General features: G+C 40.8%; 30 protein-coding genes, 1 tRNA gene and 1 pseudogene. 13 read left to right on the top strand and 19 right to left on the bottom strand.

The window, feature by feature from the left end:
- The first annotated feature begins 24 nt into the window (after window positions 1-24).
- Window positions 25-489: an anti-sigma regulatory factor gene (locus tag ASL19_RS08755; RefSeq protein WP_057178036.1), complete on the top strand. Its 465-nt coding sequence runs from the start codon at window positions 25-27 to the stop codon at window positions 487-489.
- Here the strand turns inward: ASL19_RS08755 and ASL19_RS08750 are convergent.
- Window positions 480-737, bottom strand: a complete 258-nt coding sequence (locus ASL19_RS08750; RefSeq protein ID WP_006277675.1) for a DUF6439 family protein — start codon at window positions 735-737, stop codon at window positions 480-482. The two genes, ASL19_RS08755 and ASL19_RS08750, sit on opposite strands and share 10 nt — an antisense overlap.
- Before the next feature lie 84 nt (window positions 738-821).
- Between ASL19_RS08750 and ASL19_RS08745 the strand changes: the two genes are divergently transcribed.
- Both ASL19_RS08745 and asnS read left to right on the top strand, forming a co-directional pair.
- Window positions 822-1133, top strand: a complete 312-nt coding sequence (locus ASL19_RS08745; RefSeq protein WP_006277673.1) for a hypothetical protein — start codon at window positions 822-824, stop codon at window positions 1131-1133.
- 62 nt (window positions 1134-1195) lie between these two features.
- A complete protein-coding gene (gene asnS, locus ASL19_RS08740) occupies window positions 1196-2587 on the top strand; it encodes an asparagine--tRNA ligase (protein ID WP_006277672.1) in 1392 nt (463 codons plus the stop codon).
- A gap of 78 nt (window positions 2588-2665) precedes the next feature.
- Here the strand turns inward: asnS and ASL19_RS08735 are convergent, their stop codons facing one another.
- A complete protein-coding gene (locus ASL19_RS08735; RefSeq protein WP_057178035.1) occupies window positions 2666-3169 on the bottom strand; it encodes a YraN family protein in 504 nt (167 codons plus the stop codon).
- A 34-nt stretch (window positions 3170-3203) separates the two neighbouring features.
- Between ASL19_RS08735 and ASL19_RS08730 the strand changes: the two genes are divergently transcribed.
- The 3 genes from ASL19_RS08730 (at window position 3204) to ASL19_RS08720 (ending at window position 6574) form a co-directional block, all read left to right on the top strand.
- Window positions 3204-3719: a pentapeptide repeat-containing protein gene (locus ASL19_RS08730; protein WP_057178034.1), complete on the top strand. Its 516-nt coding sequence runs from the start codon at window positions 3204-3206 to the stop codon at window positions 3717-3719.
- Between the two features lie 216 nt (window positions 3720-3935).
- Complete coding sequence (locus ASL19_RS08725) at window positions 3936-4904, top strand: DUF3365 domain-containing protein (protein ID WP_057178033.1); 969 nt, start codon at window positions 3936-3938, stop codon at window positions 4902-4904.
- 38 nt (window positions 4905-4942) lie between these two features.
- A complete protein-coding gene (locus ASL19_RS08720) occupies window positions 4943-6574 on the top strand; it encodes a mechanosensitive ion channel domain-containing protein (RefSeq protein ID WP_057178032.1) in 1632 nt (543 codons plus the stop codon).
- Between the two features lie 63 nt (window positions 6575-6637).
- Here ASL19_RS08720 and ASL19_RS08715 read toward each other — a convergent pair whose 3' ends face one another.
- Together ASL19_RS08715 and ASL19_RS08710 are read right to left on the bottom strand one after the other, a co-directional pair.
- Window positions 6638-7000: a hypothetical protein gene (locus ASL19_RS08715; RefSeq protein ID WP_057178031.1), complete on the bottom strand. Its 363-nt coding sequence runs from the start codon at window positions 6998-7000 to the stop codon at window positions 6638-6640.
- Between the two features lie 167 nt (window positions 7001-7167).
- Window positions 7168-8154 carry a cyanophycin synthetase gene (locus ASL19_RS08710; protein ID WP_057178030.1) on the bottom strand — a complete coding sequence of 329 codons (987 nt, stop codon included), beginning with the start codon at window positions 8152-8154 and terminating at the stop codon, window positions 7168-7170.
- A gap of 184 nt (window positions 8155-8338) precedes the next feature.
- Between ASL19_RS08710 and ASL19_RS08705 the strand changes: the two genes are divergently transcribed.
- The gene (locus tag ASL19_RS08705) at window positions 8339-8575 is read left to right on the top strand and encodes a hypothetical protein (protein ID WP_057178029.1); all 237 of its coding nucleotides are present in this window, start codon (window positions 8339-8341) and stop codon (window positions 8573-8575) included.
- A 52-nt stretch (window positions 8576-8627) separates the two neighbouring features.
- Here ASL19_RS08705 and ASL19_RS08700 read toward each other — a convergent pair whose 3' ends face one another.
- The 11 genes from ASL19_RS08700 to ASL19_RS08650 all read right to left on the bottom strand — a co-directional run bounded on the left by ASL19_RS08700 (window position 8628) and on the right by ASL19_RS08650 (window position 17507).
- A complete protein-coding gene (locus tag ASL19_RS08700; protein ID WP_057178028.1) occupies window positions 8628-9323 on the bottom strand; it encodes a phosphorylase in 696 nt (231 codons plus the stop codon).
- Between the two features lie 101 nt (window positions 9324-9424).
- On the bottom strand, window positions 9425-10186 hold the full coding sequence (locus tag ASL19_RS08695; RefSeq protein ID WP_057178027.1) for a phycobilisome rod-core linker polypeptide: 762 nt from the start codon (window positions 10184-10186) through the stop codon (window positions 9425-9427).
- Window positions 10187-10255: 69 nt separating this feature from the next.
- The gene (locus ASL19_RS08690; RefSeq protein ID WP_057178026.1) at window positions 10256-10999 is read right to left on the bottom strand and encodes a phycobilisome rod-core linker polypeptide; all 744 of its coding nucleotides are present in this window, start codon (window positions 10997-10999) and stop codon (window positions 10256-10258) included.
- A gap of 33 nt (window positions 11000-11032) precedes the next feature.
- Window positions 11033-11872: a phycobilisome rod-core linker polypeptide gene (locus ASL19_RS08685; RefSeq protein WP_057178025.1), complete on the bottom strand. Its 840-nt coding sequence runs from the start codon at window positions 11870-11872 to the stop codon at window positions 11033-11035.
- 22 nt (window positions 11873-11894) lie between these two features.
- Window positions 11895-12545: a HEAT repeat domain-containing protein gene (locus ASL19_RS08680; RefSeq protein ID WP_057178024.1), complete on the bottom strand. Its 651-nt coding sequence runs from the start codon at window positions 12543-12545 to the stop codon at window positions 11895-11897.
- Between the two features lie 157 nt (window positions 12546-12702).
- Window positions 12703-13527 (bottom strand): HEAT repeat domain-containing protein, encoded by an 825-nt coding sequence (locus tag ASL19_RS08675; protein WP_006277659.1) that lies wholly within the window; start codon window positions 13525-13527, stop codon window positions 12703-12705.
- Between the two features lie 10 nt (window positions 13528-13537).
- Window positions 13538-13780, bottom strand: coding sequence for a phycobilisome linker polypeptide (locus ASL19_RS08670; RefSeq protein WP_006277658.1), 243 nt, complete (start codon window positions 13778-13780; stop codon window positions 13538-13540).
- A gap of 43 nt (window positions 13781-13823) precedes the next feature.
- Window positions 13824-14684, bottom strand: a complete 861-nt coding sequence (locus ASL19_RS08665; RefSeq protein WP_006277657.1) for a phycobilisome linker polypeptide — start codon at window positions 14682-14684, stop codon at window positions 13824-13826.
- Window positions 14685-14845: 161 nt separating this feature from the next.
- Complete coding sequence (cpcA, locus tag ASL19_RS08660; protein WP_006277656.1) at window positions 14846-15334, bottom strand: phycocyanin subunit alpha; 489 nt, start codon at window positions 15332-15334, stop codon at window positions 14846-14848.
- Window positions 15335-15431: 97 nt separating this feature from the next.
- On the bottom strand, window positions 15432-15953 hold the full coding sequence (locus ASL19_RS08655) for a phycocyanin subunit beta (protein WP_006277655.1): 522 nt from the start codon (window positions 15951-15953) through the stop codon (window positions 15432-15434).
- 573 nt (window positions 15954-16526) lie between these two features.
- Complete coding sequence (locus ASL19_RS08650) at window positions 16527-17507, bottom strand: RluA family pseudouridine synthase (protein ID WP_181884024.1); 981 nt, start codon at window positions 17505-17507, stop codon at window positions 16527-16529.
- Window positions 17508-17610: 103 nt separating this feature from the next.
- Here ASL19_RS08650 and ASL19_RS08645 point away from each other — a divergent pair, with 103 nt between their 5' ends.
- Complete coding sequence (locus tag ASL19_RS08645; protein WP_057178023.1) at window positions 17611-18537, top strand: DUF4388 domain-containing protein; 927 nt, start codon at window positions 17611-17613, stop codon at window positions 18535-18537.
- Here ASL19_RS08645 and cobA read toward each other — a convergent pair.
- Both cobA and ASL19_RS08635 read right to left on the bottom strand, forming a co-directional pair.
- Window positions 18530-19291 (bottom strand): uroporphyrinogen-III C-methyltransferase, encoded by a 762-nt coding sequence (gene cobA, locus ASL19_RS08640; protein WP_057178022.1) that lies wholly within the window; start codon window positions 19289-19291, stop codon window positions 18530-18532. The genes ASL19_RS08645 and cobA overlap by 8 nt on opposite strands.
- 4 nt (window positions 19292-19295) lie before the next feature.
- Complete coding sequence (locus tag ASL19_RS08635) at window positions 19296-20027, bottom strand: sirohydrochlorin chelatase (RefSeq protein ID WP_057178021.1); 732 nt, start codon at window positions 20025-20027, stop codon at window positions 19296-19298.
- A gap of 37 nt (window positions 20028-20064) precedes the next feature.
- Here ASL19_RS08635 and ASL19_RS08630 point away from each other — a divergent pair, with 37 nt between their 5' ends.
- Window positions 20065-20253 carry a hypothetical protein gene (locus ASL19_RS08630; protein ID WP_006277650.1) on the top strand — a complete coding sequence of 63 codons (189 nt, stop codon included), beginning with the start codon at window positions 20065-20067 and terminating at the stop codon, window positions 20251-20253.
- An 11-nt stretch (window positions 20254-20264) separates the two neighbouring features.
- On the opposite strand, the gene ASL19_RS08625 is transcribed toward ASL19_RS08630, so the two are convergent.
- Window positions 20265-20633, bottom strand: a complete 369-nt coding sequence (locus tag ASL19_RS08625; RefSeq protein WP_235528961.1) for a DUF4359 domain-containing protein — start codon at window positions 20631-20633, stop codon at window positions 20265-20267.
- A gap of 118 nt (window positions 20634-20751) precedes the next feature.
- On the opposite strand from ASL19_RS08625, the gene ASL19_RS08620 reads away from it, so the two are divergent.
- Window positions 20752-20824 (top strand) — tRNA-His (locus ASL19_RS08620).
- Between the two features lie 57 nt (window positions 20825-20881).
- Here ASL19_RS08620 and ssb read toward each other — a convergent pair.
- Window positions 20882-21181, bottom strand: a pseudogene (gene ssb, locus ASL19_RS08615) (single-stranded DNA-binding protein); the annotation flags it as partial.
- A 1184-nt stretch (window positions 21182-22365) separates the two neighbouring features.
- Between ssb and ASL19_RS08610 the strand changes: the two are divergent.
- The 3 genes from ASL19_RS08610 (at window position 22366) to mreD (ending at window position 25020) form a co-directional block, all read left to right on the top strand.
- Window positions 22366-23373, top strand: a complete 1008-nt coding sequence (locus ASL19_RS08610; RefSeq protein ID WP_057178019.1) for a rod shape-determining protein — start codon at window positions 22366-22368, stop codon at window positions 23371-23373.
- Window positions 23374-23543: 170 nt separating this feature from the next.
- Window positions 23544-24350 (top strand): rod shape-determining protein MreC, encoded by an 807-nt coding sequence (gene mreC / locus ASL19_RS08605; protein WP_057178018.1) that lies wholly within the window; start codon window positions 23544-23546, stop codon window positions 24348-24350.
- 31 nt (window positions 24351-24381) lie between these two features.
- Window positions 24382-25020, top strand: a complete 639-nt coding sequence (gene mreD, locus ASL19_RS08600) for a rod shape-determining protein MreD (protein ID WP_057178017.1) — start codon at window positions 24382-24384, stop codon at window positions 25018-25020.
- The last annotated feature ends 5 nt before the right edge of the window (window positions 25021-25025 follow it).

Here is a 25025-nt window from a genome sequence, read left to right as displayed (position 1 = left end):
ACCAGATGCTACGGGGTTTCTCTTGTGATTACCATTTCTCTTAAACCGTGCTCGTGGGGTACTATTAGTTTTGCCTCAACCCTTTATTTGTGTCCCATACTAGATCTACTATTAGCAGATATTCCCAAAAATCTACAGCCAGAAATTAGGCTAGGACTACAAGAAGCCCTAGTGAATGCAGCCAAGCATGGAAATAATCTGGATCCTGGTAAACTAGTGGTGGTACGTTTTTCCTTCACAGATAATCAATATTGGTGGATCATATCAGACCAGGGGAATGGATTTACACCCTGTTGTGGCAAACTAGGCGATCCCGGCGATTATTTGCCACCAGAGGAATCAGAGAGCGGGAGGGGTATGAGCTTATTACATCAAATATTTGATCAGGTAGAGTGGAACCATAAAGGAACAGAACTAAAACTGTGCAAGCAGGTAGAAATTAGGAGGTTTTGGCATGCAAACCTGGTTCCGGTTTTGGGTTATAAGTGACGACTGGGACAAGGGGGAGCAGATACGGACTTATCCAACCAACCCAAAGCCTGATTTAACCTAGCCTGAGCTTCCAAAGGTTCATTTTTGACCAAAAACACCATTGCCGCAGCCACAAGCTCGCTAGCCCGAGCATTGCGGTGTGATTTGAGACGATGCCAATCCTCGGGGGAGATGCTTAGTTTTGCCATCAAAGCTTGAGCTAATTCCAGGGTGCTATAATTATTTAACTCACTGTTTAAAGACATAATACTTAAAACCTAATATACAAAAGTACAAGAGTTATGATACTTGGCTATTATAGCGAATAATCCAACACCAGTCCATAACCAATGACTAACCTAAAGGAAAACTATCAACGAGAGATTGAGCAACAACTAGAGCAGTTAGAAAGCGAACTGATGCTGTTAAAACAAAGATATACTCAAATAGAAAGGGATCAACAACAAAAAGCCGAATGGCAACAAAAAGCCAAAGAGATGCGATTGGAGTTGAAGCGTATAGAAAAAGAGATAGAGCTAATAGAAATTAACTTAGAAAGTAAATTAATTTCTTGGAGAAGTCTAAACAAACCCTTTTGGCAAGTTATTCGATTTGGTGGTCTAGGCATTCTTATAGGTTGGTGGTTAAAATCATGGATGTGAGCCATTGGTAGCAAGCTCTAATGCGCACAGCAAAGCTATACAAAAGAACCCAGTTGTAGAAAATGATTGAACATCGAATTGCCACAATACTAAGAAGTAGTCAACCTGAAGAAACGCTAGTAGTACAGGGTTGGGTAAGAACTAAACGAGAATTGAAGGGATTTACCTTTTTAGAAATCAATGATGGTTCATGTTTAGCCAACTTACAGATAGTTATTAATCAGGACTTACCCCACTACCAGACAATCATAAAACAAATAAATACGGGTGCTTCAGTGGAAGTCGGGGGAGTCTTAGTTGCATCCCAAGGGAAAGGACAGAGAATAGAGCTAAAAGCGGAAGCTGTAAAAGTTTACGGAGATGCTGATCCAGAGACTTATCCTTTACAAAAGAAACGTCATTCCTTTGAGTTTTTGAGAAGCATTGCCCACCTGCGTAGTAGAACCAACTCCTTTGGGGCGGTATTTCGGGTGAGAAATGCTTGTGCGACTGCCATACATCAGTTTTTCCAACAGAGGGGTTTTATGTGGGTCCACACCCCCATTTTAACTGCTAGTGATTGTGAGGGAGCAGGAGAATTATTTAGCGTCACCAGTTTGAATTTGCAGGATATTCCCCGGAAAGAGAACCAAGATGTAGATTACAGTCAAGATTTTTTTGGCAAACCCACCTATTTAACGGTGAGTGGGCAATTAGAAGCAGAAATTATGGCCATGGCATTTACCAACGTTTATACCTTTGGACCAACATTTAGAGCAGAAAATTCTCACACTTCTAGACATTTGGCAGAGTTTTGGATGGTAGAGCCAGAAATGGCCTTTTGCGACTTAGAAGGTGATATGAACTTAGCAGAAGAATTTCTTAAACATATTTTCCGATATGTGATGGAAAACTGTGAACAAGATATGGAGTTTTTCAATCAAAGAATTGACAACACCGTATTGGAGACAGCGGAAAATATTGTTAACAACCAGTTTGAGAGATTGAGCTATACAGATGCCATCCAAATTTTAGAGAAAGCAGAAGTCAAATTTGATTACCCGGTAGAATGGGGCTTAGATTTGCAGTCAGAACACGAGCGTTACCTAGCAGAGCAGCTTTTTAAAAAGCCAGTAATTGTTACGGATTATCCTGCACAAATCAAGGCATTTTATATGAAATTAAATAATGATGAGAAAACCGTACGTGCCATGGATATTTTAGCTCCTAAAATAGGCGAAATTATTGGTGGTTCCCAAAGGGAAGAAAGACTGGATATTTTAGAGAGAAGAATTTTAGCCCAGGGGATGAAACCAGAAGATTTATGGTGGTACTTGGATCTACGTCGTTACGGAACCGTACCCCATGCGGGGTTTGGTCTAGGATTTGAAAGGTTAGTGCAATTTATGACGGGTATGGGAAACATTAGAGATGTCATTCCCTTTCCTCGTACACCACAGAGTGCAGAATTTTAATAGAGTTTTAATTTGGATACAACTTAATTAGGGTAAGTTAATTAGGGCGTAGGATAACCCCACACCTTCCATTTTACCCTAAATACTACTTAATCTTGCTGATATATCAAAAGCGGATTCTATGTAATCCCAGAGTATAAACTCGTATTCTTGAGTAGACAAGCTAGCCAATGCTTTTGGTTGAATTACCTGCTTTTTAGGGATAGACTTTTTATAAAAAACACTAGCTACGTCAAAACGACAAGAGTAGTCTGCTTTGTCTGGATGCTTGGCTAAAAACATTTCGGCCGCGATCAGGATTTTCCTTTGTTTGTTCGTGGTAACCGAGTCTTTCCCTCCCGCGTCCCAATTACCAGCGCTACGGGTTTTCACTTCTACAAAGGCGAGGAGGGGTGTTTTGCGATTAACACTTGTTGGTACAAGAGTTTTATTGTCATACTGGGCAATAATATCTACCTCACCCCAACGACAAGAAAAACGACTATGGAGAATTTGCCAACCCTTGGATTTTAACCATTTGGTCACTAGATCTTCTCCTGTGAGACCAATTTTGCCATAATTAGATGAAGGAAGTTTAGACATCAATTACAATTCAGGTGATTACTAATCCATTCTTATGAATATTAAACGAGTTTTTAAAAATCAGATTTTTCTAGTGATCCTCAGTTTATCGTTGTTGGTAATCATACCCCTAACTTGTTTAGTAGGTATAACATCAACAGCTTTAGCACTAGAATACAACAAAGAAATTTTGATCGGAGCAAATTTTTCCCAAAGGGACTTAAGAGATTCTAGTTTTACCAAAGCCAATCTTCGTCAAAGTGATTTTAGTGGTTCTAATCTCAGCGGGGTCAGTTTCTTTGCTGCTAATCTGGAATCAGCAAATTTCAATGGTGCTGATTTAACCAATGCCACTTTAGATTCTGCACGTTTTATTAGAGCTAATTTGACTAATGCTATTTTAGAAGGTGCATTTGCAGCTAGTGCTAAATTTGATGGTGCAATTATTGTAGGTGCGGACTTTACTAATGTGTTGTTACGTCGTGATGAACAAAATAAACTATGTGAAGTAGCAAAGGGAATTAACCCCACTACAGGTAGAGATACAAGAGAGACTCTACTTTGTCGGTAGTGTACCACTCAAAATAAACTTGGAATTATCTGTATGATATTGTGATATAGTGTTCTGGGACTTGCCTAACAATATATTCATTTAGAGTGTAACTAGGGGCTAAAAGCTCAAAGGAAATGCGAGAAACAAACGTTGAAACATCTAAATAGGTACTCCCAACCTTGCACTTTCGTTAGCGATCGCCAGATAAAATTGAGAAACTAGGTTTTAAATTTTATGAAGCAACTACAAACAAGACTAGTATTTATCATATTTAGTATTTTTTTCACCGGATGGTTGATCTGTGGACTATCAATATGGTCCCTGGAATTTAATAAAGCCAAAAAAGATATCCTTCGCACTGCGGGAATCCTTTTAGATACAGCAGCAGCAGTTAGGGATTATACGTCTAATCAGGTTAAACCCCAATTTGACCTGATTGAAACATCATTAAAAGCTCCTGCTGCTGATCAGGCTATCCAAGGCGGTAATAATCAAGCCCAAGGCTACCAACAAACAGAAACGGAAGTAGCTGAGTTTAATAGAGTTACTGTTCCTTCCTATGCTGCTCAACAGGTGTTAAACCAATTGGAGAAAAATAAGAACGGATATAGCTATCGTGAGACTGCCATAAACCCAACTAATCGCAAAGATTTAGCAGCACCTTGGGAACTGGAAATTATTAATTACTTTGCTGAAAATCCCAAAGCACCACCAAAAATGGGCGAAAGGTTTGACACTTTGACTAAGCAAAAAACCTATTATATTGCCAAGCCAATTCAAATCACTAAAGAAAGCTGTTTGGTATGTCACAGTACACCTGAAAGGGCACCTGCTTCCCTAATCAAGACCTATGGTAGTGAAAATGGTTTTGGGTGGAAGTTAAATGAGGTGGTGGGAGCTAGAATAATCTCTGTCCCCTCTATTGTTCAGTACAACGAAGCTCGCAGATCTATTGGCTCTTATTTGTTGGCGATTGCTAGTATATTTTTAGTCGCATACACAGCAGTAATAGTAATTATATATCGTTGGGTAACCAAACCACTAGATTTTATCACCCACCTCTTAGAAGAAGTTAGCCTACATCAAGCGGAGGGGGCACAATTACCAGAGGATAAATCTAACCCCCTACATCATCTAAACCGATCGATTAATCGTCTTTTGATCAGTCTTAATAAGGCTTTAAAATCACCACAACAACAGTAACAATGTTTTTGTTAAATAATCAGTAATTGGTGGCGGACATGAAAAATTTTCTTCTGCTTTTTCAAGCTGGATTGACTGGATGTCTTTTGTTCTCTTATGTTTTCGTATTGAGTAACCCCGAACAGATTTTGCCAGTAATCATCGAAATACTCAAGATTGTTGTTTTAATTAGCATTGCTGTGGTGTTTGTTAACACACTTTCTTTTTTAATCATTGATTTTTGGTTCACCCACAAGCAAGGAAAACAGCCATCTAAGTTATTGAAGTTTACAGTTTCCGTCGTTCTTTATGGCATAGCTGCTGCTGTAGTTTTACAAGTTTTAGGAAAAGACACAACTCAATTCTTTACTACATCTGCCTTATTCGCAGCAGTGGTTGGGTTTGCCATGCAAGAACCATTAGGTAATTTGCTCTCGGGTGTTTTTCTGCAAATAAACCAACCTTTTCAAATTGGTGATTGGATTGAATTTCAAGCACTAGATGGCATGATGGTAGAAGGGGTTGTAGAATCAGTTGATTGGGATTCTACAGATATTCGCCAAAAATCCGGTGAAATTACTTATATTCCTAACGGGTCAATAGCTAAAAACCTAGTAAAAATGGCAGCTGCGGGTAACGTCTATCGTATGGTGGACTTCACCGTTCCTCCCAATATTCCCCCCAACCAGGTTATGGATATTGCCTGCAAAGCCTTAATTAATCAACCTCCAGCAAATGTTAATCTGGATAAGCCTTTATTTGCTAGAATGTGGTCCTATGGTTTGGAGGAAATAAACTACAAACTCTTCTACTATCCGAAAAACTACAGTGAGGCGGAAACCCATACAGATCCGGAAATTCGTTGTCGACTTTGGTACGCTCTCAATCGTGCTGGTTTAACTACTGAATATCAGCAGTCGGAAAAACAACATCTATTGCAACTGGTTAATGCTGTTGAGTTTTTTAGAGATTTAAGTCTGGAAGCTAAAAGCTTAATCATTGAGGAATCTAAAACTTTGTTGTTTGACAGAGAGGAGTTATTGGATAATCAACAACTATTTTCCGGGGCCATGTTTCTGGTAGTAAGCGGCTCTATTTTGGTACAAAATGAATTAATTCATACTTCAGAGGGTAATATTACTATTCCCCTAAATCGAAACCCAGAAAATGATTATCGCGCCAGTCTTGCTCTTAAACCACCAGTGATTGAGCAAGTATCCGTACAACTAGCTAAGTACATAGGCCCAGTGGCCTTTTCCCTAACTAAAGAAGCAGCTAAAACAGCTCCCTCTCTATATAATCTTTATTTAACCCTCTCCACTGAGATTCACAATCCACAACAAAGAGAAGAGTTTCTCCTGCACCAACCACTAGCTCCCACGGAGGAATTGATAGCAGGAGATTTCTTTGGGGAGATGAGTCTTTTCCTTGGACAACCTTTACCCAAGATCAAAATCACTACCATAGAGGAAAGCCAAATTTTGGGTATCACTCCCAATGCACTTTTGAGCGCCCTAGACCGGGATGGTATAGCTATTAGTGTCATCGCTGAACAAGTTAGCCAATATTACCATACTTATTTAAGTGGTTCTCTCCAAGAACTACCAGCGGATATGTTAGACAAAAAGGGTATTGTTGAACAAATACAGCAATATTTTGAGTCACGTATGGCACTGAATTTGAGATCTTGATTTTAGAATTGCTTAGACTTATTACCATTCCCCCAGCTTTAGCTCTGGGGGATACTAAGTGTGTCAAGACCCATAACCCAATAAAGATTCAAATTCTGTCTGCAAGGCTTTTATATCTGCTAGTCTAGCTACTAACAAGTTATCCCTACCCGCATCTTTCAATCTAGTTTTCCAATATTGAATAGTATCCGGATTATGCAACCAAAACTCAATGACGGTGTTGACCACCTCATCCAAATTCCAACTCTTGGTGTTGACCACGGATTCTGCGGATTGGAGAAATTCATCCAGGGTACAAATTTGAGTTCCCAAATATTCAACCCGTTGGTTTCGTGGTTTACTTAGGTTTCTATCTAAACTTTGCTGTTGATGATTGAAAAAGTACAGTACTGGAGACACCCCTATAATATCAAAAGTGTACCTCATTCCCATCCTCCAATTTAGCTGTTCAGTTATTAAGTTGACAGACTTCACATTTAACTATAAATTAACTATAACTGGAAAAATAGACGGTTTTTACCTCAATAAATGATTTTTAAAATTTCTTAAAAACTTAGCAATTAGAAGTGGAGAGTGCTAATTTCTATCTTAAATTATCCCTTTTCCAATTCTTGGAGAATTTTGCGATATAGATGTTCCACCTGCTGTCTTTGCTTTTCCCCCAGGGAAGCATAATGAGTCAACCCAGGAGCGCTGTTAACCTCCAAGAGGGTGTAGTCTACTAGTGGTTGGGTAATATTTTGAGTGAGAATATCCACACCTGCTAATCTTAAACCCATATCCTTAGTAATATTAATCGCCAGTTGTTGAAAATCAGGATGGATGTTGTCAGTCATATCTACTGCTTGACCACCTGCGGAGAGATTGGCATTATCTAACAGATAAACTATCATCCCTTGGGGAACTATACTCTCAAAAGTGAGATTTTGTTTTTGGAGGTTTTTAAAAATTCGGAAGTCAGCTAGATCAATTGATATCTTTTCAACTTTTTTGACCAATTCTTCCTGTTTTATTGTGAGTAGTTCTAAAATGGTGGACTTGCCATTCCCAATTATGGATAGGGGAATTCTCTGATAAGCAGCCATAACTTCATTATCTAGGACTAAAATTCTAAAATCATTACCAAGATAAAATCTTTCCACAATTAGGACTGATTGTACATTAAATATTTTTTTTGCCACTTCATAATATTCGTTTTTATTATATACCTTAGTGACTAGAATTCCTGAACTGAGATTCAAAGGTTTCACAATAACAGGTAGACCTAATTTCTCCGCGTATTGCCAACCTTCATCTATGTTTCTGGGATTAGCTACCTTTTGACACATTTTATCGCTGAAAAATGTCTTGCCTTCTGTTACTTTATAACCAAGAGTACCCAAAAAGTAATTAGAAAAGGCCTTATCTTGGGCTAAATTAGCTGAGCCAAATCCATTAATATTAAATCTTGTATTACGAAAGACTGTTCTCTTACCATTGCGAAAGGTTATGTGGCCTATTAGTTCATATTCCGGTTCTATCAAAATCTTTGCACCTATTTCTGTGGCTATCTTCTGCAAAACCGATGCTGTAAATCTCATAGTTTCTTTAATATGGTTATTAATATTACCGTTTAGCTGTATTATAAATATACAGTTGCACTAAGTGTTGACAATTAAAAAATTATATAATAACAAAGTGGCATCGTCAATCAATTAAAGGCGCTAGTGTTTCCCCCCTAAGAGATACACTAACGCCGATCAAATTCATAGGGATAGTATAATTATGCCACAAGATACCGGATACAAAAACACAAAACTAGAAAAAAAGGCGATTTCTTATAAAAATCGCCTCAATGGTTGGACTGTAGCTCGTGTAGCAGAAGATGATCAGCGTGTTGTTGTTGCCCGCTTTCGCAGTAAGTCAGATGCGGATGGCTATATTCAGCATCTGCGTCAACTTGTGCCTGATGGTTATTTTGAAATGTTTTTTGATTCTCAAGTACTAATAGCTTCAATGTGAATATGAAATTATTCTTTAATCAGCGTTCTAGCTAAAGTCATACCTCAGAGACTTATTGCTGCCAAGTTGCTAAACACCTAGCCAACTTTTCTAATTGTTTTAATCCCCGCAATGAACCGCTAATTAAGTGACTAGCAGCTATGGGTTGTTGAGTTAAAGCTATAAGCAAGGGTAAAATTTCTAGTGAACCATTGGGGTTGATAGTTTTAGACAAGTCTGGTATGTTATGGGTGGAGTCGTCACTGACAACTCTCAGTATGGCGGTGGATATCCCTGTTCCCTGGAAAAACTCCAGGAATCCAAATCCTTCCATATCCACCACATCAACCCCAAATTTTCGATGCAGACCCCCCTTTTCCACAGATTTGGAAACTACGGTGTCACTCGTTATTCCCTTAACTCCCCTTACTAAAAATGCCTGATCTCTAAGATGCTTATATATATCCTTGGTTAGATTTACATCGCAATTTATCTGGTTTACTTGATTTGTTTCATATATACAAGTTTCATATAGTACAATATTGCCAACTCCATAATCTGGGTGTAAACTACCACATAACCCCATTAATAAAACCTGTCGGTTTAGGTATGGATTCCAGTGTGGGTAATTGTTTTTGAGAAACGGTTTGAGTGATGATATTCCTATAGGAATGCCAATAACCTGTATTTTGGCATTGTGGGCTCCATTTATTCCCTTACAAACTACTTGGTGTTCTGCTCCCTGGGGAACTAAAATTATATTGATCATAATTTCGATATCTTACACGTAAGACTCCATAACTGCCCATTTATCCGCAGGAGCTATGGAGTCCGTGGAATCAACTTTATCCCGGATACAACCAGCTGATTTTAGCGTCTACCGCGATAGGGAACAGCACTCAAATAGTCAATATCAAAAGAAGAGATTCTTTGAGCATAATTGCCCTTACCAGACACAGAAGCTGCCATAGCTGCAAATCTGCCTGGATCGCCTTCTTTGAGACGTTTTGCTTTGGCTTTCTCGCTGTAGAAGTTTGCCAAAACAAAGCGCCAATCTGTTCTGACCGTGCCCGCAGTTTCTTGGAAGTCCTCACCATAACGAGGTGTGACTAAATTATAGGGACGACCTTCCATCCGTTTGCGCTGGTAAGGTACTGTATTGTCACCAAAACTTGAAGTATATTCTTCACTATCAACTAAAGCATCAACAAAACCACTAAATCCCTTGGTACCAATGACAATTGACCAAGCTATCTCCTCTTCTTTGTTGTAAGCGGAACGACCTAGTAGGCGTCTGAGGGTAATATCTACTAAACGATAGTTGTTATTAACCGAAACAACTAGACGATAAAAAGCTTCAGACTTGGCTAACCCACGAATAAAATCCCTAACGGACAAAGAACCTGTCTTGAGTTGAGACTCTAAAGTGATTTGGCGGTTAAATTTTAAAATCTCGTGTTCGCTGAAAACCTGACGATAGGATGCCCAGATAATAGATTGAATGTCAGTATAAGAACTTACATCCTCCAAACGGTAGATGTAAGGTGTATCCTCATTTTGATCGGCAACACCGAAACTGCTAACACGGTGGTTTTGAGTAGTAGGTTTGTATTGAAGTAATGGCAGTACCATGCTGTATTCCTCTGATTGATAAATTTGACTTTAATTATTTTCCCCCATTAGGTTACACACCTAGGGGATTTATTTGACGGGGAAGTTAGCACTGGGGCTAATAGACACAGGTATGCCTGTAGGTACTGTTTCCCTGGTGGTCTTAGGAATTGCAATGTTAGCTGTGTTCACAGGTGTATAAGTGACAGTTCTGATACTCACGGAAGCAGCCATTTTCATAAAGTCACTAATGCTACCAGGCTTGTAACGTCCTGCTTCTATCTTATCGCGCCAGTAGTTGGCGTAACGAGGTGTAACTAAATTAAAGGGTCTATCTTTGTAGCGCCGTCTTTGGTAAGGAATAATGTTTTCACCGAAACTGTTTTGATATTCCTCTGAATCTACCAGAGCATCTACAAAACCATCCCAACCGTTGGTGGCAATTTTAATCGACCAAGCGATTTCTTCCTCTTTGTTATAAGGAGCACGACCTAATAACCGTTTCAGTGCAATTTCTACCAACCGATAATTGGAATTGGTCTTAATGACTAAATCGTCAAAAGCTTGGGATTTGGCCAAACCCCGAACGAAGTCCCGCACGGTGATGGCTTTGTTTTTTAACTGGGATTCTAAATTGCCTTGACGGTAGAATTTGAGAATTACATGTTCGCTAAACAATTGTCTATAAGCTGCCCAAATTAACTCTTCCACCTCACCAGTAAAAGCATAATCTTCTATACGGTAAATTCTGGGGGTGTCTTCATTAGGTACTTCGTAACCAGCTACTCTTTGATTTTGAGAACTGGGTTTGTATTGGAGTAGGGGTATGGCCATATTAGGGGGTTGTTTTTGTTGGTTAACTAATGACTAATTTTTGGAGATGGGTGGGATATAGCTGTAGGGTAAAGATACTGCTACTGGTTTAATAGTCACCTCTGGGGTGGAAACTTCCCTAGATGTATCCGGAATTTCCAGGGATCCAATTTGGGTAGTAACTGAAGCAATTGTTCTTTGGTAATTACGCTCGGGAGTAATGATTTTTCCCGCCATGGCAAAGAAGTTAGCTGGAATCGATTTCCGAATATCCTCGGAGGTGGCGGTACCATAAGTGCGAGCACTGTAGAAGGAACGATAATCTAGGACACGCATACTTTGGGTATCTCGCCAATAGGAGCTATAGCGAGGATTTACCAGATTAAAAGGACGTGACCCAAATCTTCTCCGTTGATAGGGTACTATATCATCACCAAAGTTGTTTATGTACTCTTCAGATTCCAATAGGGCATCAATAAATCCATGTACGCCTTTAGTGCCAATTACTATAGACCAGGCTATCTCTTCTTCCCTATTGTAGGCTTTTCTACCTAAAAATCTCTGCAGGATAATATCTACTAACCGATAGTTAGAGTTAACTTCTGCTATTTGAGTACGAAAAACTTCGGATTTTCCTAAACCTCTAATGAAGTCCCTAACATTAATTGCCCGATTCCGCAGTTGAGATTCTAAAAACTTTTGCCGATAGCTGGTTAAAATCAGATGCTCGCTGAAAACTTGTCTGTATGATGCCCAAATAATCTCATCAATTTCTTGATCTGATGTGGCATAATTTAGCTTGTACACCGTGGGTGTGTCTTCATTTGCAACTTCATACCCTTCTACACGCTGATTTTGTGATGAAGGTGAGTATTCTAACAATGGTATTGACATCTTTTTACCTTTTTAATCATCGTTAATTATCTCTAGTTACCTTACTGGTCGCCAATTGAATCCGAATCCTGATACTTTTTTCTTCCTCATTAGCTATCATTTCTCGGAATTTGTTCAAGATTGTCTCCCTTCTGGTTTTTCCTAGGTGTTCCAGTCCCACAATGGCTGCATACCGAATTGACCAGTCTGTATCCTGGTAAATTAACAATAGTGCCTCCAAAGCTCGTTCTATAGCTAAATCACGTTCATTATCCCCCAATTGGGACCAGTTTAAGTTTCCTAGCCCTTTGGCTGCAGCACGACGCACACTGGGCGCAAAATCTGTCACCCCAGCAGTGATCAATACATCTAAAGCACGGGGATCTGCGATCGCAGCTAGAGTGCGAATCGAATAAGCCCGTGCGCCATAGTTATAATCATCTATTTGTGCGAGCAGGCTAGGGACTGCTACTGTTCCTAAGTCGGTAAGTGCGGCTAGGGCCACTCCTGCTGCTGGTGGGTTATTATAGCCAAAGACGGCAATTAGGGTGGCAATAGCAGCGGGACTTTTGGCAGCAGCTAGGTTTCTGACTGCTGTTACCATTTCAAGTGGTGTTTCAGCCTGATTAACCGCATCAATTAACTGATTTAATTGCTCCACCCCACCCAATGCACCAATTAATTCCTGGGTCATTATGCTAGGTAATTTTTCAAAGGTCAATAAGAACTAAGTGGGTGAGTGGAATTAAACATGAACGTAGGTTGGGTTGAGGAGTGCGAAACCCAACGCCCCCACGAGTTACCCTACCACTAACCAATCCTACAAATAATTATGCCTCCCTACTTAGTGACTATAAAAGTGAGTCCATAAGATTCATGACCAGAATTGCTGACTCAGAAATACCTTGTGACACATCTTTTAAATGATGTTCCAACAATCCCTTTAATGCCATGAGTTTAAAGCTATTTTCCGCCTTGCCTTGGAAAATCGCTTCCGCAGCACCTATATAGCCAATTGCCCCCAAATCACCCAAAATCACCCTTTGCAATTTCAGGTCGCTGTTTCGTAGCATTTCCACCAAGTATTCCCCATATTGGGAATCTTGGGTGAGTTGATACATGGCCCTAGCAGCGGCACATTTTACTCGGGGAACGGAATGCTCTAAAAAGGGTTCAACTAGACCAATGGCCTCAGTCGCACCAAGAGAACCCAAAGCCTCTAATACTGCTTCATAGGGTTGAACTAGATGGGGACGACCTGGCACTTGCACAGCTTGGGCCAAACCCCCACCTAGCATTTTTATCAGTTCCGGTACTGCGGTTTTGGCGTTAAGCATGGCTAAAGACTCAGCTGCTGCTTCTCGCACATAAAAGTCTTCACAGTTTAAGGAACTAATCAATCCCTCTATAGCCTGGGAACTCCCTAATTTACCTAAAGCTCTGGCTGCATTGCGTCGGAGTGGATACCCCCCCAACTCCGTTCTATCAGCTTCATCTGTTAAGGCTTTGATTAGCGCCTCTATAGCTTCTGGCTGATTAATACGGAACTTACCCAACCACCAGGCGGCATAATAGCGGAGACTTAAATCTGATGATTGCAGATTAGCTATGGCTTGCTCTGGTGTCAACTGTGCCCCACTTTCCGGAGATACTTCGGATATACTGGGTTCTATCATCACCAGGTATTTAGGATTCTGCTGCTGTCAGGGCTTCAATTTTGACGATTTTGCCACCCAGTCGGTTGATCCGCTGCATTTCTTCTGTCATCCGACTGTAGGGCACTGTAATAAACACACTACCACTGCGTCTGATGCTGAATTTGTTCTTGTCCGTTTCTTGGTTTTGTTTCAACCCTACAACTTCGTAACGAAATACACGACTTGCAGATGAAGAAACGCTACTAGCACCTAGTGTTGTTTGACCAAACATTACCTCTCTATCTCCTCTTCATGGGTAATATCAACTACTTACCTTACGTGGCTGTAATACTGACGATTTTTCCACCTTGTTTGTGAATTTGCTGAATCTTGTCAGAAAGACGCTCGTAAGGTACTATGAATGCTGTGCTGCTGCGGCGCACGCTGGGGTATCCTGGACTGCGAATACCTGCTACTTCAATTCGGTAAACGCGATCAGATTGCCCCACAGCATTACCCAAATTCTGTTTGGGAGCATTGTCTGCTGATGGACGGAATGACCAGTTGTCATTACTTCCTGATGGACCAACTATGGAAGATGCTTTCTTACCAGCAAGTTCCCTGGCTAATCTGGATTTGCTTCCCTCTACCTGGGCTGTGTCGCTGTTGGCATATCCACGGTATAATCTGAACATCCGTGTAAATCCCACACTGGTTTGCCCTGGTTGAAAATCAAACCCCCGATAGTAGGGAACTATATTTTCTCCAAAGTTGTTTTGATACTCCACTGAATCTATGTAAGAGTCGATTTCTGCATCGTACCCTTTGTTGTTATATAAGTCTAAGTGGTATACCACTTCTGACTCATCCAATGGAGCCCTACCCAACAGGTGTTTATAGTTCAGCTCTATCAGTCTGGTCTGAAAGCTGTTATAGAAGAACTTTACTTTGTAGAGTTCAGATTTAGCGATCGCTCTTACGAACTCACGAACGGTCAAATTGCCATCACGCAAAAGTGACTCCGCACTGACAAGTCTATCCGAAGCTAGTATATAGTCATTACCTAATACTTGCCGATAGGCTGTTCTAATAACCAATTCCACCTCTTCGCGACTGGCACTGGGGCGCAGCTCAACCCGACGCGCTTCGCTAAATGGTTCTGTTCCCAGTCTAGACGCTGCTGTTGTAATTGCCATTGTTTTCCCCTTGGTTATTTATACATAAAACTATGCCCGGAGCGAGATTCAACTGCTAGGTGATTCAGTCGCAGGAATCTCACTTCCCCACGCACAACTGACTAAACCCCAAAGGGATCTTCTCATCCAGCACTTGTACCCCTCTCCGGGCAAGGATCTATCTAGCTTAGAGCGTTGATAGCGTAGTCAATGTAGGTATTAGCTTCATTAGCAGCTTGACCGCTCAATCCATGGTTAGCTTTGATATATTTTAAAGCTTCCACATACCAGCTGGGGGATAGGTTAAAAGCACCGTTGATTTCAGCCAAACCAGCAATCAGGAACTCATCCAAAGGACCTGTGCCACCAGCAACTAAGCTATAAGTAACAATGCGGAGGTAGTGACCAACGTCACGAGCGCACTTGGATTTACCACGAGAATCAGCAGCATACTGAGCCCCGGGAGTGGAGGTGGTGTAGGGGAACTTTTGGTATACAGCGTTGGTAGCACCATCAATTAGTTTTTGAGCATTAGCTGTTAAGCCACGGGCGGCTTCCATGCTGGCAGCAGCACGTACAAAACGACCGTTAACTGCTTGTAATTCGGTATTGCTCAAAAAGCGTCCTTGGGTATCAGCAGCTGCAATAGCTTCGGTAATGGGGGTTTTCATGGTTAATTTTCTCCTTGATTGGTTTCGTATCTTGTTGGGAGTAATAAAGCAGAACTAGGATTTCTAGCTTCTGAACTACTTGTAGTTGAATAGGTAATTACGCAACAGCTGCTGCTGCACGATCAAAGTAGCCAGCCAATTCAGAAACTATCTGACTGCAATCGCCCTTGGTAATACCATTGGGATCGTTAACTATCTTGATTGCAGCTTCTTTCATTTTGCCAACACCAACAGCTACGGATGCACCAGGAGTACCCAAAGCTATATAGGTTTCGCGTAAGCCATTCAAGCAACGGTCATCGAGAACACTAGCGTCACCAGCCAATGCAGCGTAGGTAACATAGCGTAAGATGATTTCCATATCGCGCAGACAAGCAGCCATGCGACGGTTGGTATAAGCATTACCACCAGGAGCAATTAGTTGGGGCTGTTCTTCAAACAGTGCACGAGCAGCATCGGTAACGATAGCAGAAGCATTGCTTGTAATACGGTTAACAGTATCTAGACGTTTGCTGCCGGAAGCTACAACTGCTGCTAAAGCGTCTAACTGTTCAGTGCTCAAAAATTCGCCTCTGGCGTCAGCTTGGGAAACAACCTTGGAAAATACATCTAATGTCATGGACTCTAATCTCCTAATTACTTAGTTGAGAGATGGGCTGATCAAAACAACCGGGGATGAATGATCAAAAACTTTGAGCTCATTAGCGCCAACCTTCTCCCTATCCCCTGTGTCTTGGTGTTTCGTCTAGCTCCAGACTGAAATTCTGAGAACCACAGGGAATTTTATGAGAAGCCAGCTAACTCAACCCGATTGGTTGTCTTATTTAACTTTGCTCTGGTTTTGAACCCCTTTCTGATTAGTTTATACAATGCCATAGATACTTTATTTGTTACAATTTATGAATAAATGAGTCAAGAGAGAGAAAACCTCCAAAACCCTTTATCTACAAGGCTTAGATCCCCTAAAAGTTTCTCGAGTTTGTTACATAACTTCATGAAGTTTCCAGAATTTGGCGAATTTTGTCCCCTTTATACTAATTTAAGAATTCCGTAAAAATCTATCAAGACTGAACTGGATTGATGTTCCTGGCCTATCTGGATAGGGTGGTCATTATTAACTAATGTGAACTAGACATTGTAAATTTTACATTTCGAGATATTTCGCCATATTCCTCCATCTTTAGCCAATCTCTCAGCGTCGACGTAAAACCTCGATTAATTTTGTCAAGCTATCAGGAAGTGGAGCGGTTACTTCTACCCATTCTCCAGAAGTGGGATGTTGTAGTTTCAGTTGCCAAGCATGTAACGCTTGTCCTGGCAAGTTTACCCCCACGGAACGACCAGAACTATATACTGGATCCCCCACTATAGGATGACCCATTTTGGCACTATGCACTCTAATTTGATGGGTACGCCCAGTTTCTAGTTGAAAATAAATTAGTGTATAATTACCTAATCTTTCTTTAATGTGCCAGTTAGTAATTGCATTTCTACCTCCCTGCTCTACTGGAACTATGGCCATTTTTTTCCGCTGCTGAGGGTGACGACCAATGGGTAGGTCTATTGTCCCACTTTCACTTTTAGGCGCACCATAAACTACTCCTAAATATTCCCTTCTTGCTATCTTAGATTGTAACTGTAATTGTAATTGTTTGTAAGCAATGTCTGTTTTTGCAATGGCAATTGCTCCTGTAGTATCTTTGTCAAGCCTATGTACAATACCGGGTCGTTGCACACCTCCGATTCCTGGTAAATTAGGACAGTGGGCCAACAGAGCATGAACTAGCGTACCTTCCAAATGACCCGGTGCTGGATGAACCACTAAACCTGCGGGTTTATTGAGAATTAGTAATTGTTCATCTTCGTAGAGAATATCCAGGGGAATATCTTGTGCTACTAGTTGAGCAGCTTGCACTGGGGGAATTTCTACTTCCAGATATTCTCCCCCATCCAGGGTAATATTCTTGGAGTAACAGACTTTTCCATTTACCTGGACATAACCTTGTTCAATTAGGTCTTGAATTCGAGAACGAGATAGATCTGGTATTACAGATGACAAATAACGGTCTAATCGTTGGGTTTTTTGCGTAATAGAAAGATGAATTTTAACCACAATTAGTGAATAGTGATTTGCGATGTTCTTGCCATTTTGCCAGCATCCTGTGCAAATCATAGCAAAATTCCACGCTAATTTTGCTATAAATAGGGGAGAGAAGATAAAGGAAATAATTAACAGGTGTTGTTAAGTTTTGTATTTACACTCGTACTCACAAATTATGTCAACTACTATCCCTATTAATAGATATAGATTTTTTCAAAAAATACAACCTCTATCTATACTAGTGAAAATTGTCAACGACTCTACCACCGGTTGTTTGCAAGTTTTTAGCCCTTCTGGAACCTGGTCAATATATTTACAAGAAGGTCACCTTGTTTACGCTAGTCGGTCAGAAAACATCTGGGAGCCGATTTATCGAAATTTGCAGCGGTTAAGTTGGCAAAATTCTAATCTGATGAGGATTAATGAGCAGTTAGAGAATTTTGTGGAACAATGTGTACAAAATCAGACTATTTCCCATGCGGACTATTTAGCCATTTGCTGGTTAGTGGATGAGCAGTATATTAGCCTTGTAGAGGCAGGGATACTGATTGAACAATTAGTATTAGAGTTTTTAGAATCATTTTTTGAAATTGACCAAGGGAGCTATGAATTTATTCCTCAAAGCTTTTTAGATCCCCTACCCAAATTCTGCCACTTGAACGTCAATTCCTTGGTGCAAAAGTACAAATCAGAAATCCATGTTTCCCGAGAAGAATCTGGTCTGGATCCCCAAAATCTTTCCCCAACCTATACAATTGCTTGTGCTAGTCAAAATATAGTATTGTTAAACTATATTAGAAAACTATTAAATCAAACAATATTTAACATAATAGATATAACAGACCCAGATGTGATGGGAGTTTCTGTCATCAGACCGGACATGATTATTCTGGATGTAACCATGCCCAAGCTCAGCAGCTATGGTATTGGTTTATTATTATGCAAACAGTTCTCTTCAAAAGGCATACCAATAATCCTAGTAACCAAGAAAAATAACTTAATCAATAAAATTATAACTAGACTAGTAGGAGCTACTGCTTGTTTGGGTAAACCCTTCAATCAAGATGAGTTAATGAAAGTGATTTTTGAAAACATCAATTAGACGGTTTCAAAACTCCCTGATGAACGGATAAAACACCATGCATTTTTACTACTGAGCCAATAACAGCTATAGCTGGAGCGCTAAATCCCGTTTTTGCCACTTGTTGAATAATGGTTCCCAACTCACCGATTAATTCTTCCTGCTCCAGACGAGTTCCCCAGCGAACTAAAGCAATAGGAGTTTGTGAACTCATTCCTACCCCCATCAACTGTTCCAGGATATAGGGAAGATTGTGCATACCCATATAAATCACAATAGTTTCTGAACTTTGGGCAATTGCTTGCCAATTGACCGCTGGTCGGTACTTACCCATGGCTTCATGTCCAGTAACAAATGTCACAGAAGAACTATACAGACGATGGGTCAAGGGAATGCCAGCATAAGCTGCTGCTGCAATACCAGCGGTAATCCCTGGAACAACTTCTACGCTAATTCCCCCAGCTATCAACTCAGCCATTTCCTCGCCACCACGCCCAAAAATAAAAGGGTCGCCTCCCTTCAATCGCACGACAATTTCATGTTCTTGGGCTTTTTCTATAAGTAGTTGAGTAGTTTCCTCCTGTAAGAGTGAATGTCTTCCCATCCGCTTACCAGCATCTATTTTTTCTGCTTGGGGACTAATCATGTCCAAAACTTGTGGACTAACCAACGCATCATAGACAACCACGTTAGCACGTTCTAATAAACCCTTACCCTTGAGAGTCATCAGTCCTGGATCACCAGGTCCAGCACCAACTAAATACACCTTACCCAAAAATTTATTCCTCTTGTATTGCTAAATCCCAGATTATATCAACTAATTGGGAAGTTACTCCCAAAGGTGAGGCTAACTCTAACTTGATTTCTGGAAATTTTAATGTTAACCTTTCCACCATAATGACAATCTCATCCGTAATCCCTCCGGAAAAGAGAAAGTATGGTAAGATGCCAATCCGTTGATAACCAGTACTCACCAGGTCTATAACTCTAGCTTCCAAGCTGGGAGAAACTGACCAATAGGCGCTAAATGCACCTAAATTGTTGGCAATGGTTTCTACAGGATGATGAGAATTTGCACGCCTACTACCATGGGCTAAAAGAATGAATGCTTCTGCTGATATTTGAGCCATTCCCACGGCCAATAATTTCCACATCATGGCATGACTACCTAAATATGGTTTAATTTTAATGGGGAGGTCATTCCCTACAGAATCTTGGGCCAGTTTCACCTCCATGGGAAGATCTGACATCAGGTGGACCCCCGGTAGGAGAAACAAAGGTATGACTTGAATAGACTTGCAATTACAAACTACAGCCTTTTGGGCAAAATCCTTTATTTGTCCACTTAATGGCTGACTATTGAATTCTAAAGTGCCTACACCTACTAGGTGCTTTTCTGGATCTTCTCCAGCGTTTAGTTTCTCAAACAATAACCTTGCTAGTTCTTCTATGGCTAAGTTTGGTCGAGAGTCCTTACTACCGTGGGATACTAAAAGGTAAGCTGATGACATTAGATCTTATAGATTTTATACTTTACAAGAGGTTTTTATGAATGAACCAAGCCACGCTATAGAACATTTGGTTGATCAACTCACACTGGCCGCAGTTTTAGAGATCTTAGAACGAATTTGCCATAAAAAAGCGGAAAACCTCCGCACTCACTGGAAAGATGAAGATACTGCTAAACAATGGGAAAAAGCCGCTAAACAAATTGAGAGCATCACCGTAAATGTATAAATTCTTACTTCCTACTCCTGTTTTACTCTATAGGTGTAAAAACTATTGAACGCCCCCAGGGTCTCAAAAGTGTAACCTGGTAGGGAGTTGTGAATTTTTAAGTTGGTGATATATATACTCAGCAAAACATAGTTTTGTCTTTTTGTAGTAGCAACCACCACATCCTTAATCTGTGACTTAGCGGAATCAACCAGCTGATTACAGTCAAACTTAACCAGGTTGCGCAAGAAAATCGGCACTTTCTGACAACCGTCAGTCTTGAGAACAGTAGTTATTTTTTTAACTGCGTATTCCTGATAAGTCACTTCCCTGGGATTGGTATGGGCCATAGTTACTCCCAAACCAGCTGTTGCCAGTGCACTTAGAGATATGATGATCACAGAGAGTTTCATATCTAAGGAAAAGAGGTACTTTCTGATTAATTTAACAAAAAAGATGAATTTTTACTAAGGAACTTGATCTTTTTCATGTGGTCGTGTTAATTTAGAAGAGTTGGTGGCGAGCGTAGCCAAGTGGTTAAGGCAGTGGATTGTGGTTCCACCACTCGTGGGTTCAAGTCCCATCGTTCGCCCTTGAATAAATACAGATGGCAGACGGGAACTTACCAGTCTGCCTAACTTTTTAGTGATTAAAAGTTCTCCGCTGCTGTATCAGCCATCCCAGCTTCGCTATCTCGTTTAGAACCTAGTAATTCTAGTTGTTCTACTTGAATGACGGGCTTAGAACGGTTTGTACCGGTCTGGCGATCGCTCCAGGTATCAAACTTAAGAAAACCCTTAATACCAATTAATGCACCTTTGCGGACATAATTATTAGCCACCTCTGCTGTTTTGCCCCAGATTTCCAGATTAAACCAATCTGGTTGGTCACTATTACGAGTTCTGCGATTAACTGCTAAAGTCAAATCGCACTTAACAGTTCCCGACTGTTACAGTCGATAAACAGGTCACCCTGGTTACCTCTGCTTCAAAACCGTGCATGCGACTTTCACCGCACACGGCTCCTCAATAACTCAATGGGACGTATTTTGAGTTATTGTGGCTCTGTCTGCATATCCTTTGGCTTTCCCAAAGGCCTTGGCTTCTGAGCCAATCCCTCCCCCCAAAATCATGCGGGTGACTCCCTACTCAGCAATAGAAAATTGAGAGAGAAATTGGGGGGTTATCCCGTTCCTAGCTCCTGCTTGACGATGGGGTTAGAGTCCTACTATCCGCCGGGTTTATGCGGGAATGCCCTAGGTCAAATTTTGGATTGCCTAGCCCAAATCCTTGCCTTTTGGCACAGCCAATAACCTGTGTAGGCTGATATCAATAACGACGGCTCCAACATAGATTCAGATTACCTTACTCATACCCATCTCTGCTCGGAGGGATTCCTTGCCAGGTTCAAAGTTACCTCCTTTACTCCCCGCTTCACCCTTGGTGATTGTCAGTCCCAAAAGTGGGGGCGTTGCATCTTCTGGCATCTAGAAGGAGGGAATTGAAGTTCTAAGAAGCTTGTTAAAGATTTTAATCTATGAGCATTTCTTGACATTTGTTATAGTTTTCTCACATTGCTTAGAAATCTCACCCTCTCAGGAGCTAAGTTTCAAGGTGAAGTAGGCACACAGCCACATCCTTGTAATGGTTTCCAGGCTAGGGCTTGGTTTCCCATTTAACGGGTCGCACCAAAATACTTGATACTGGGATCGCCGCCAGCACGTCCCACCAGAGTGACAACATTAATGCTCATTCGTGTTACCGTTACCTTGTTTCCAAAAAGAAATGCGGTTACATTATAACAAACAAATGTGGTATTGACAATTTAATCGTTATCGAGGCGGGAGATTTTCTTGTGAAAACCCATAAAATATGGTAGTTAATTCTTGGGAGAATATTCTCCCCAATTTTGCGGTTGTACTCAGTAAGTTAAGAATAGAGTAAAGGAGATGCCTGTGACTAATTGCTGAAAATGTCGAGAAAATTACTGGAAAAATAGTCTGATCAACTGGAGTTAGGCTAGGATGTGTCTGAGATCCAGAATAATAACACCTAACTGTTAACATTGAAATTAATGAAATTTGGGGGCATAAGCGTGGTTCCTTTCTTTAGAAACTTCCGCTCGTCATGGGATATGGGTATCGATCTCGGTACAGCTAACACCTTAGTATATGTGTCTGGTAAAGGCATAGTATTACAGGAACCATCAGTAGTGGCGATTGATCATAATGAAAAAATAGCCTTAGCAGTGGGAGAGGATGCCAAAAGAATGCTGGGCCGAACTCCAGGCAATATTACGGCAGTTCGACCCCTTCGTGATGGTGTTATAGCCGACTTTGACACAGCCGAGCTAATGTTAAAAAGCTTCATTCAAAGGGTAAATGATGGGAAACCTCTGCTCCTCCCGAGGATTGTCATTGGCATTCCCAGTGGAGTAACGGGAGTGGAGAGAAGAGCTGTTATGGATGCAGCTGCTCAAGCAGGGGCCAGAGAAGTATATCTAATTGATGAACCAGTAGCAGCAGCTATTGGTGCTGGTTTGCCAGTAGCAGAGCCCACTGGTAATATGATTATCGATATTGGTGGGGGAACTACAGAAGTAGCTGTACTTAGCTTGCAGGGAACAGTGGTCAGCGAGTCAGTTCGGATTGCTGGTGATGAGCTGACCGATTCCATCACTCAGTACATGAAGAAAGTTCATAATCTGGTAATTGGGGAAAGAACAGCAGAAGAAATTAAAATCCGCATTGGTTCGGCCTATCCCACCAGTGATGAAGATCAGGGGACTATGGAAGTTCGAGGTCTCCACTTGCTTTCTGGATTGCCAAGAACAGTCACAGTGCAAGGGCAAGAAGTACGTGAAAGCATGCTAGAACCATTAGCAATTATAGTAGAAGCAGTTAAACGCACTCTAGAAAGAACGCCTCCAGAACTGGCAGCCGATATTATTGATAGAGGAATTATGTTAGCAGGAGGCGGTGCACTACTTAAAGGCTTAGATACACTAATTAGTCATGAAACTGGTATAGTAACCCACATAGCTGCGGATCCATTGAGCTGTGTAGTCTTGGGAACTGGACGTGTCTTGGAAAACTTTAAGCAGCTTGAACGTGTATTTAGTGGAAGGTCGCGTAACACGTAGAAGTCTTAATGCTAGCCTAGTGGATACCTGGATCCATCTAAATTATTGTAATTGGATAGTATCCACTAAGTAATAATAAAGGTGAAAATCATTATTGAAATGCTTGATGGGTACTGTTTTTTACTAAAACACTGACTGACTAATCCATTACATGTTAATTTAAGGTACAAATGTTTACTATAAAGCGTTGGTGGGAACATAAAACATTGCAACTAGCATTATTAGGTTTGATATTGAGTGGTGCTTGGACATTGAAGGAGACAAATGGTGAATTATTAATGGAGCTATACCAATCTTTTATCTTTCCTTTAACTACTTTGCAATCTAGTAATCATGCGGAGAATAAAATTCGCGATGCCAAACTCATGGAGTTACAAACTCGCATAGTGGAATTACAAACCCAAAACCAAAGACTACAAAATTTACTGGGCTATGTAGAGAAGGGGGGCACTTCCAATCGCCCAGTAGTAGCAAGAGTAGTGGGACGCAGTGCAGATCATTGGTGGCAACAAGTAACTGTAAATAGGGGAGCACAAGTAGGAATTAAACCTGGTTTTGTAGTCAAAGCAGAAGGCGGGCTAGTGGGTTTAGTGCGGACAGTTACTCCCCATACTAGCCGTATTGTACTAATTAGCGATGCCACAAGTCAAGTAGGAGTAACTATTAGTCGAACTGCAGCTAAAGGTATTTTGCGGGGTGATTATTCCGGGGAGGGGGTGTTAGAGTTTTACGAGAAGGTCCCTAACATTAAGATAGGGGATCTAGTATCCACTTCCACCTACAGTCGAAAATTTCCACCCGGGGAACCGGTGGGGAAAATAAAGTCTTTAGATTTAAAGAAATTGCCAGCCCCGTTAGCTAAAGTGGAATTGTTTCCACCAATTCGTTACTTGGACTGGGTGACAATCTATCCCCACGTACCCGATAATCTGGAGGGAATACCAAACAACTCTAATGATAACCAGAGCAATAAATAATTAAACAGAATCTCATCAATCTGGTAAAACAATGAAAATTTCTGGATTTTTTAGTGCTAAAAATCTCAATTCAACCAAAAAATACCAACAATCTAAGCCCTTAATTCCTCCACTGAAGTACTGGTATCCATGGTCACGACAAGGTTTAAACTGGGTAATTATATTTATATCTGTGCTTTTATGTCTATTAATGTCACCAACCAGATTTTTGGGTATGGAGCTGTTGGGAATAGCACCCAACTGGGCATTAATTTGGTTAGTCGCTTGGAGTGTGAAACGTCCTGCAATTTCTGGTGCATTCGCGGGTATAATTATGGGGTTGTTGCAAGATGCTTTAACATCTCCTCATCCTTCCCATACTGTAAGCCTAGCAATTGTAGGAATATTAACTAGTCGACTGCAAAAACACCGTTTTATTCAGGAGGATTTTATTTCCATCGCCCTCATAGTATTTATTATGGTTCTTATATCAAATACTGTTTTTGTTGTTCAGTTATTCTTCACGAATAATAGTTGTAAACCTAATTGTTTCCAGATGATTGAGGATATCTGGATATACTACCAGAGATCTACTCTTTCTTCTGCTATTCTCAGCAGTCTTTGGGCCCCTGTAGTGTATTACCCTCTTAATCATTGGTGGCAAAAAATTATTAAGTTAACTCGTAATTAATAACT

The sequence above is a fragment of the Cylindrospermopsis sp. CR12 genome (genome assembly GCF_001432185.1).
Lineage (GTDB): Bacteria > Cyanobacteriota > Cyanobacteriia > Cyanobacteriales > Nostocaceae > Raphidiopsis > Raphidiopsis raciborskii.
Note: the sequence above shows the minus strand (reverse complement) of the source record. Positions and strands in the feature narration are given on the sequence as shown.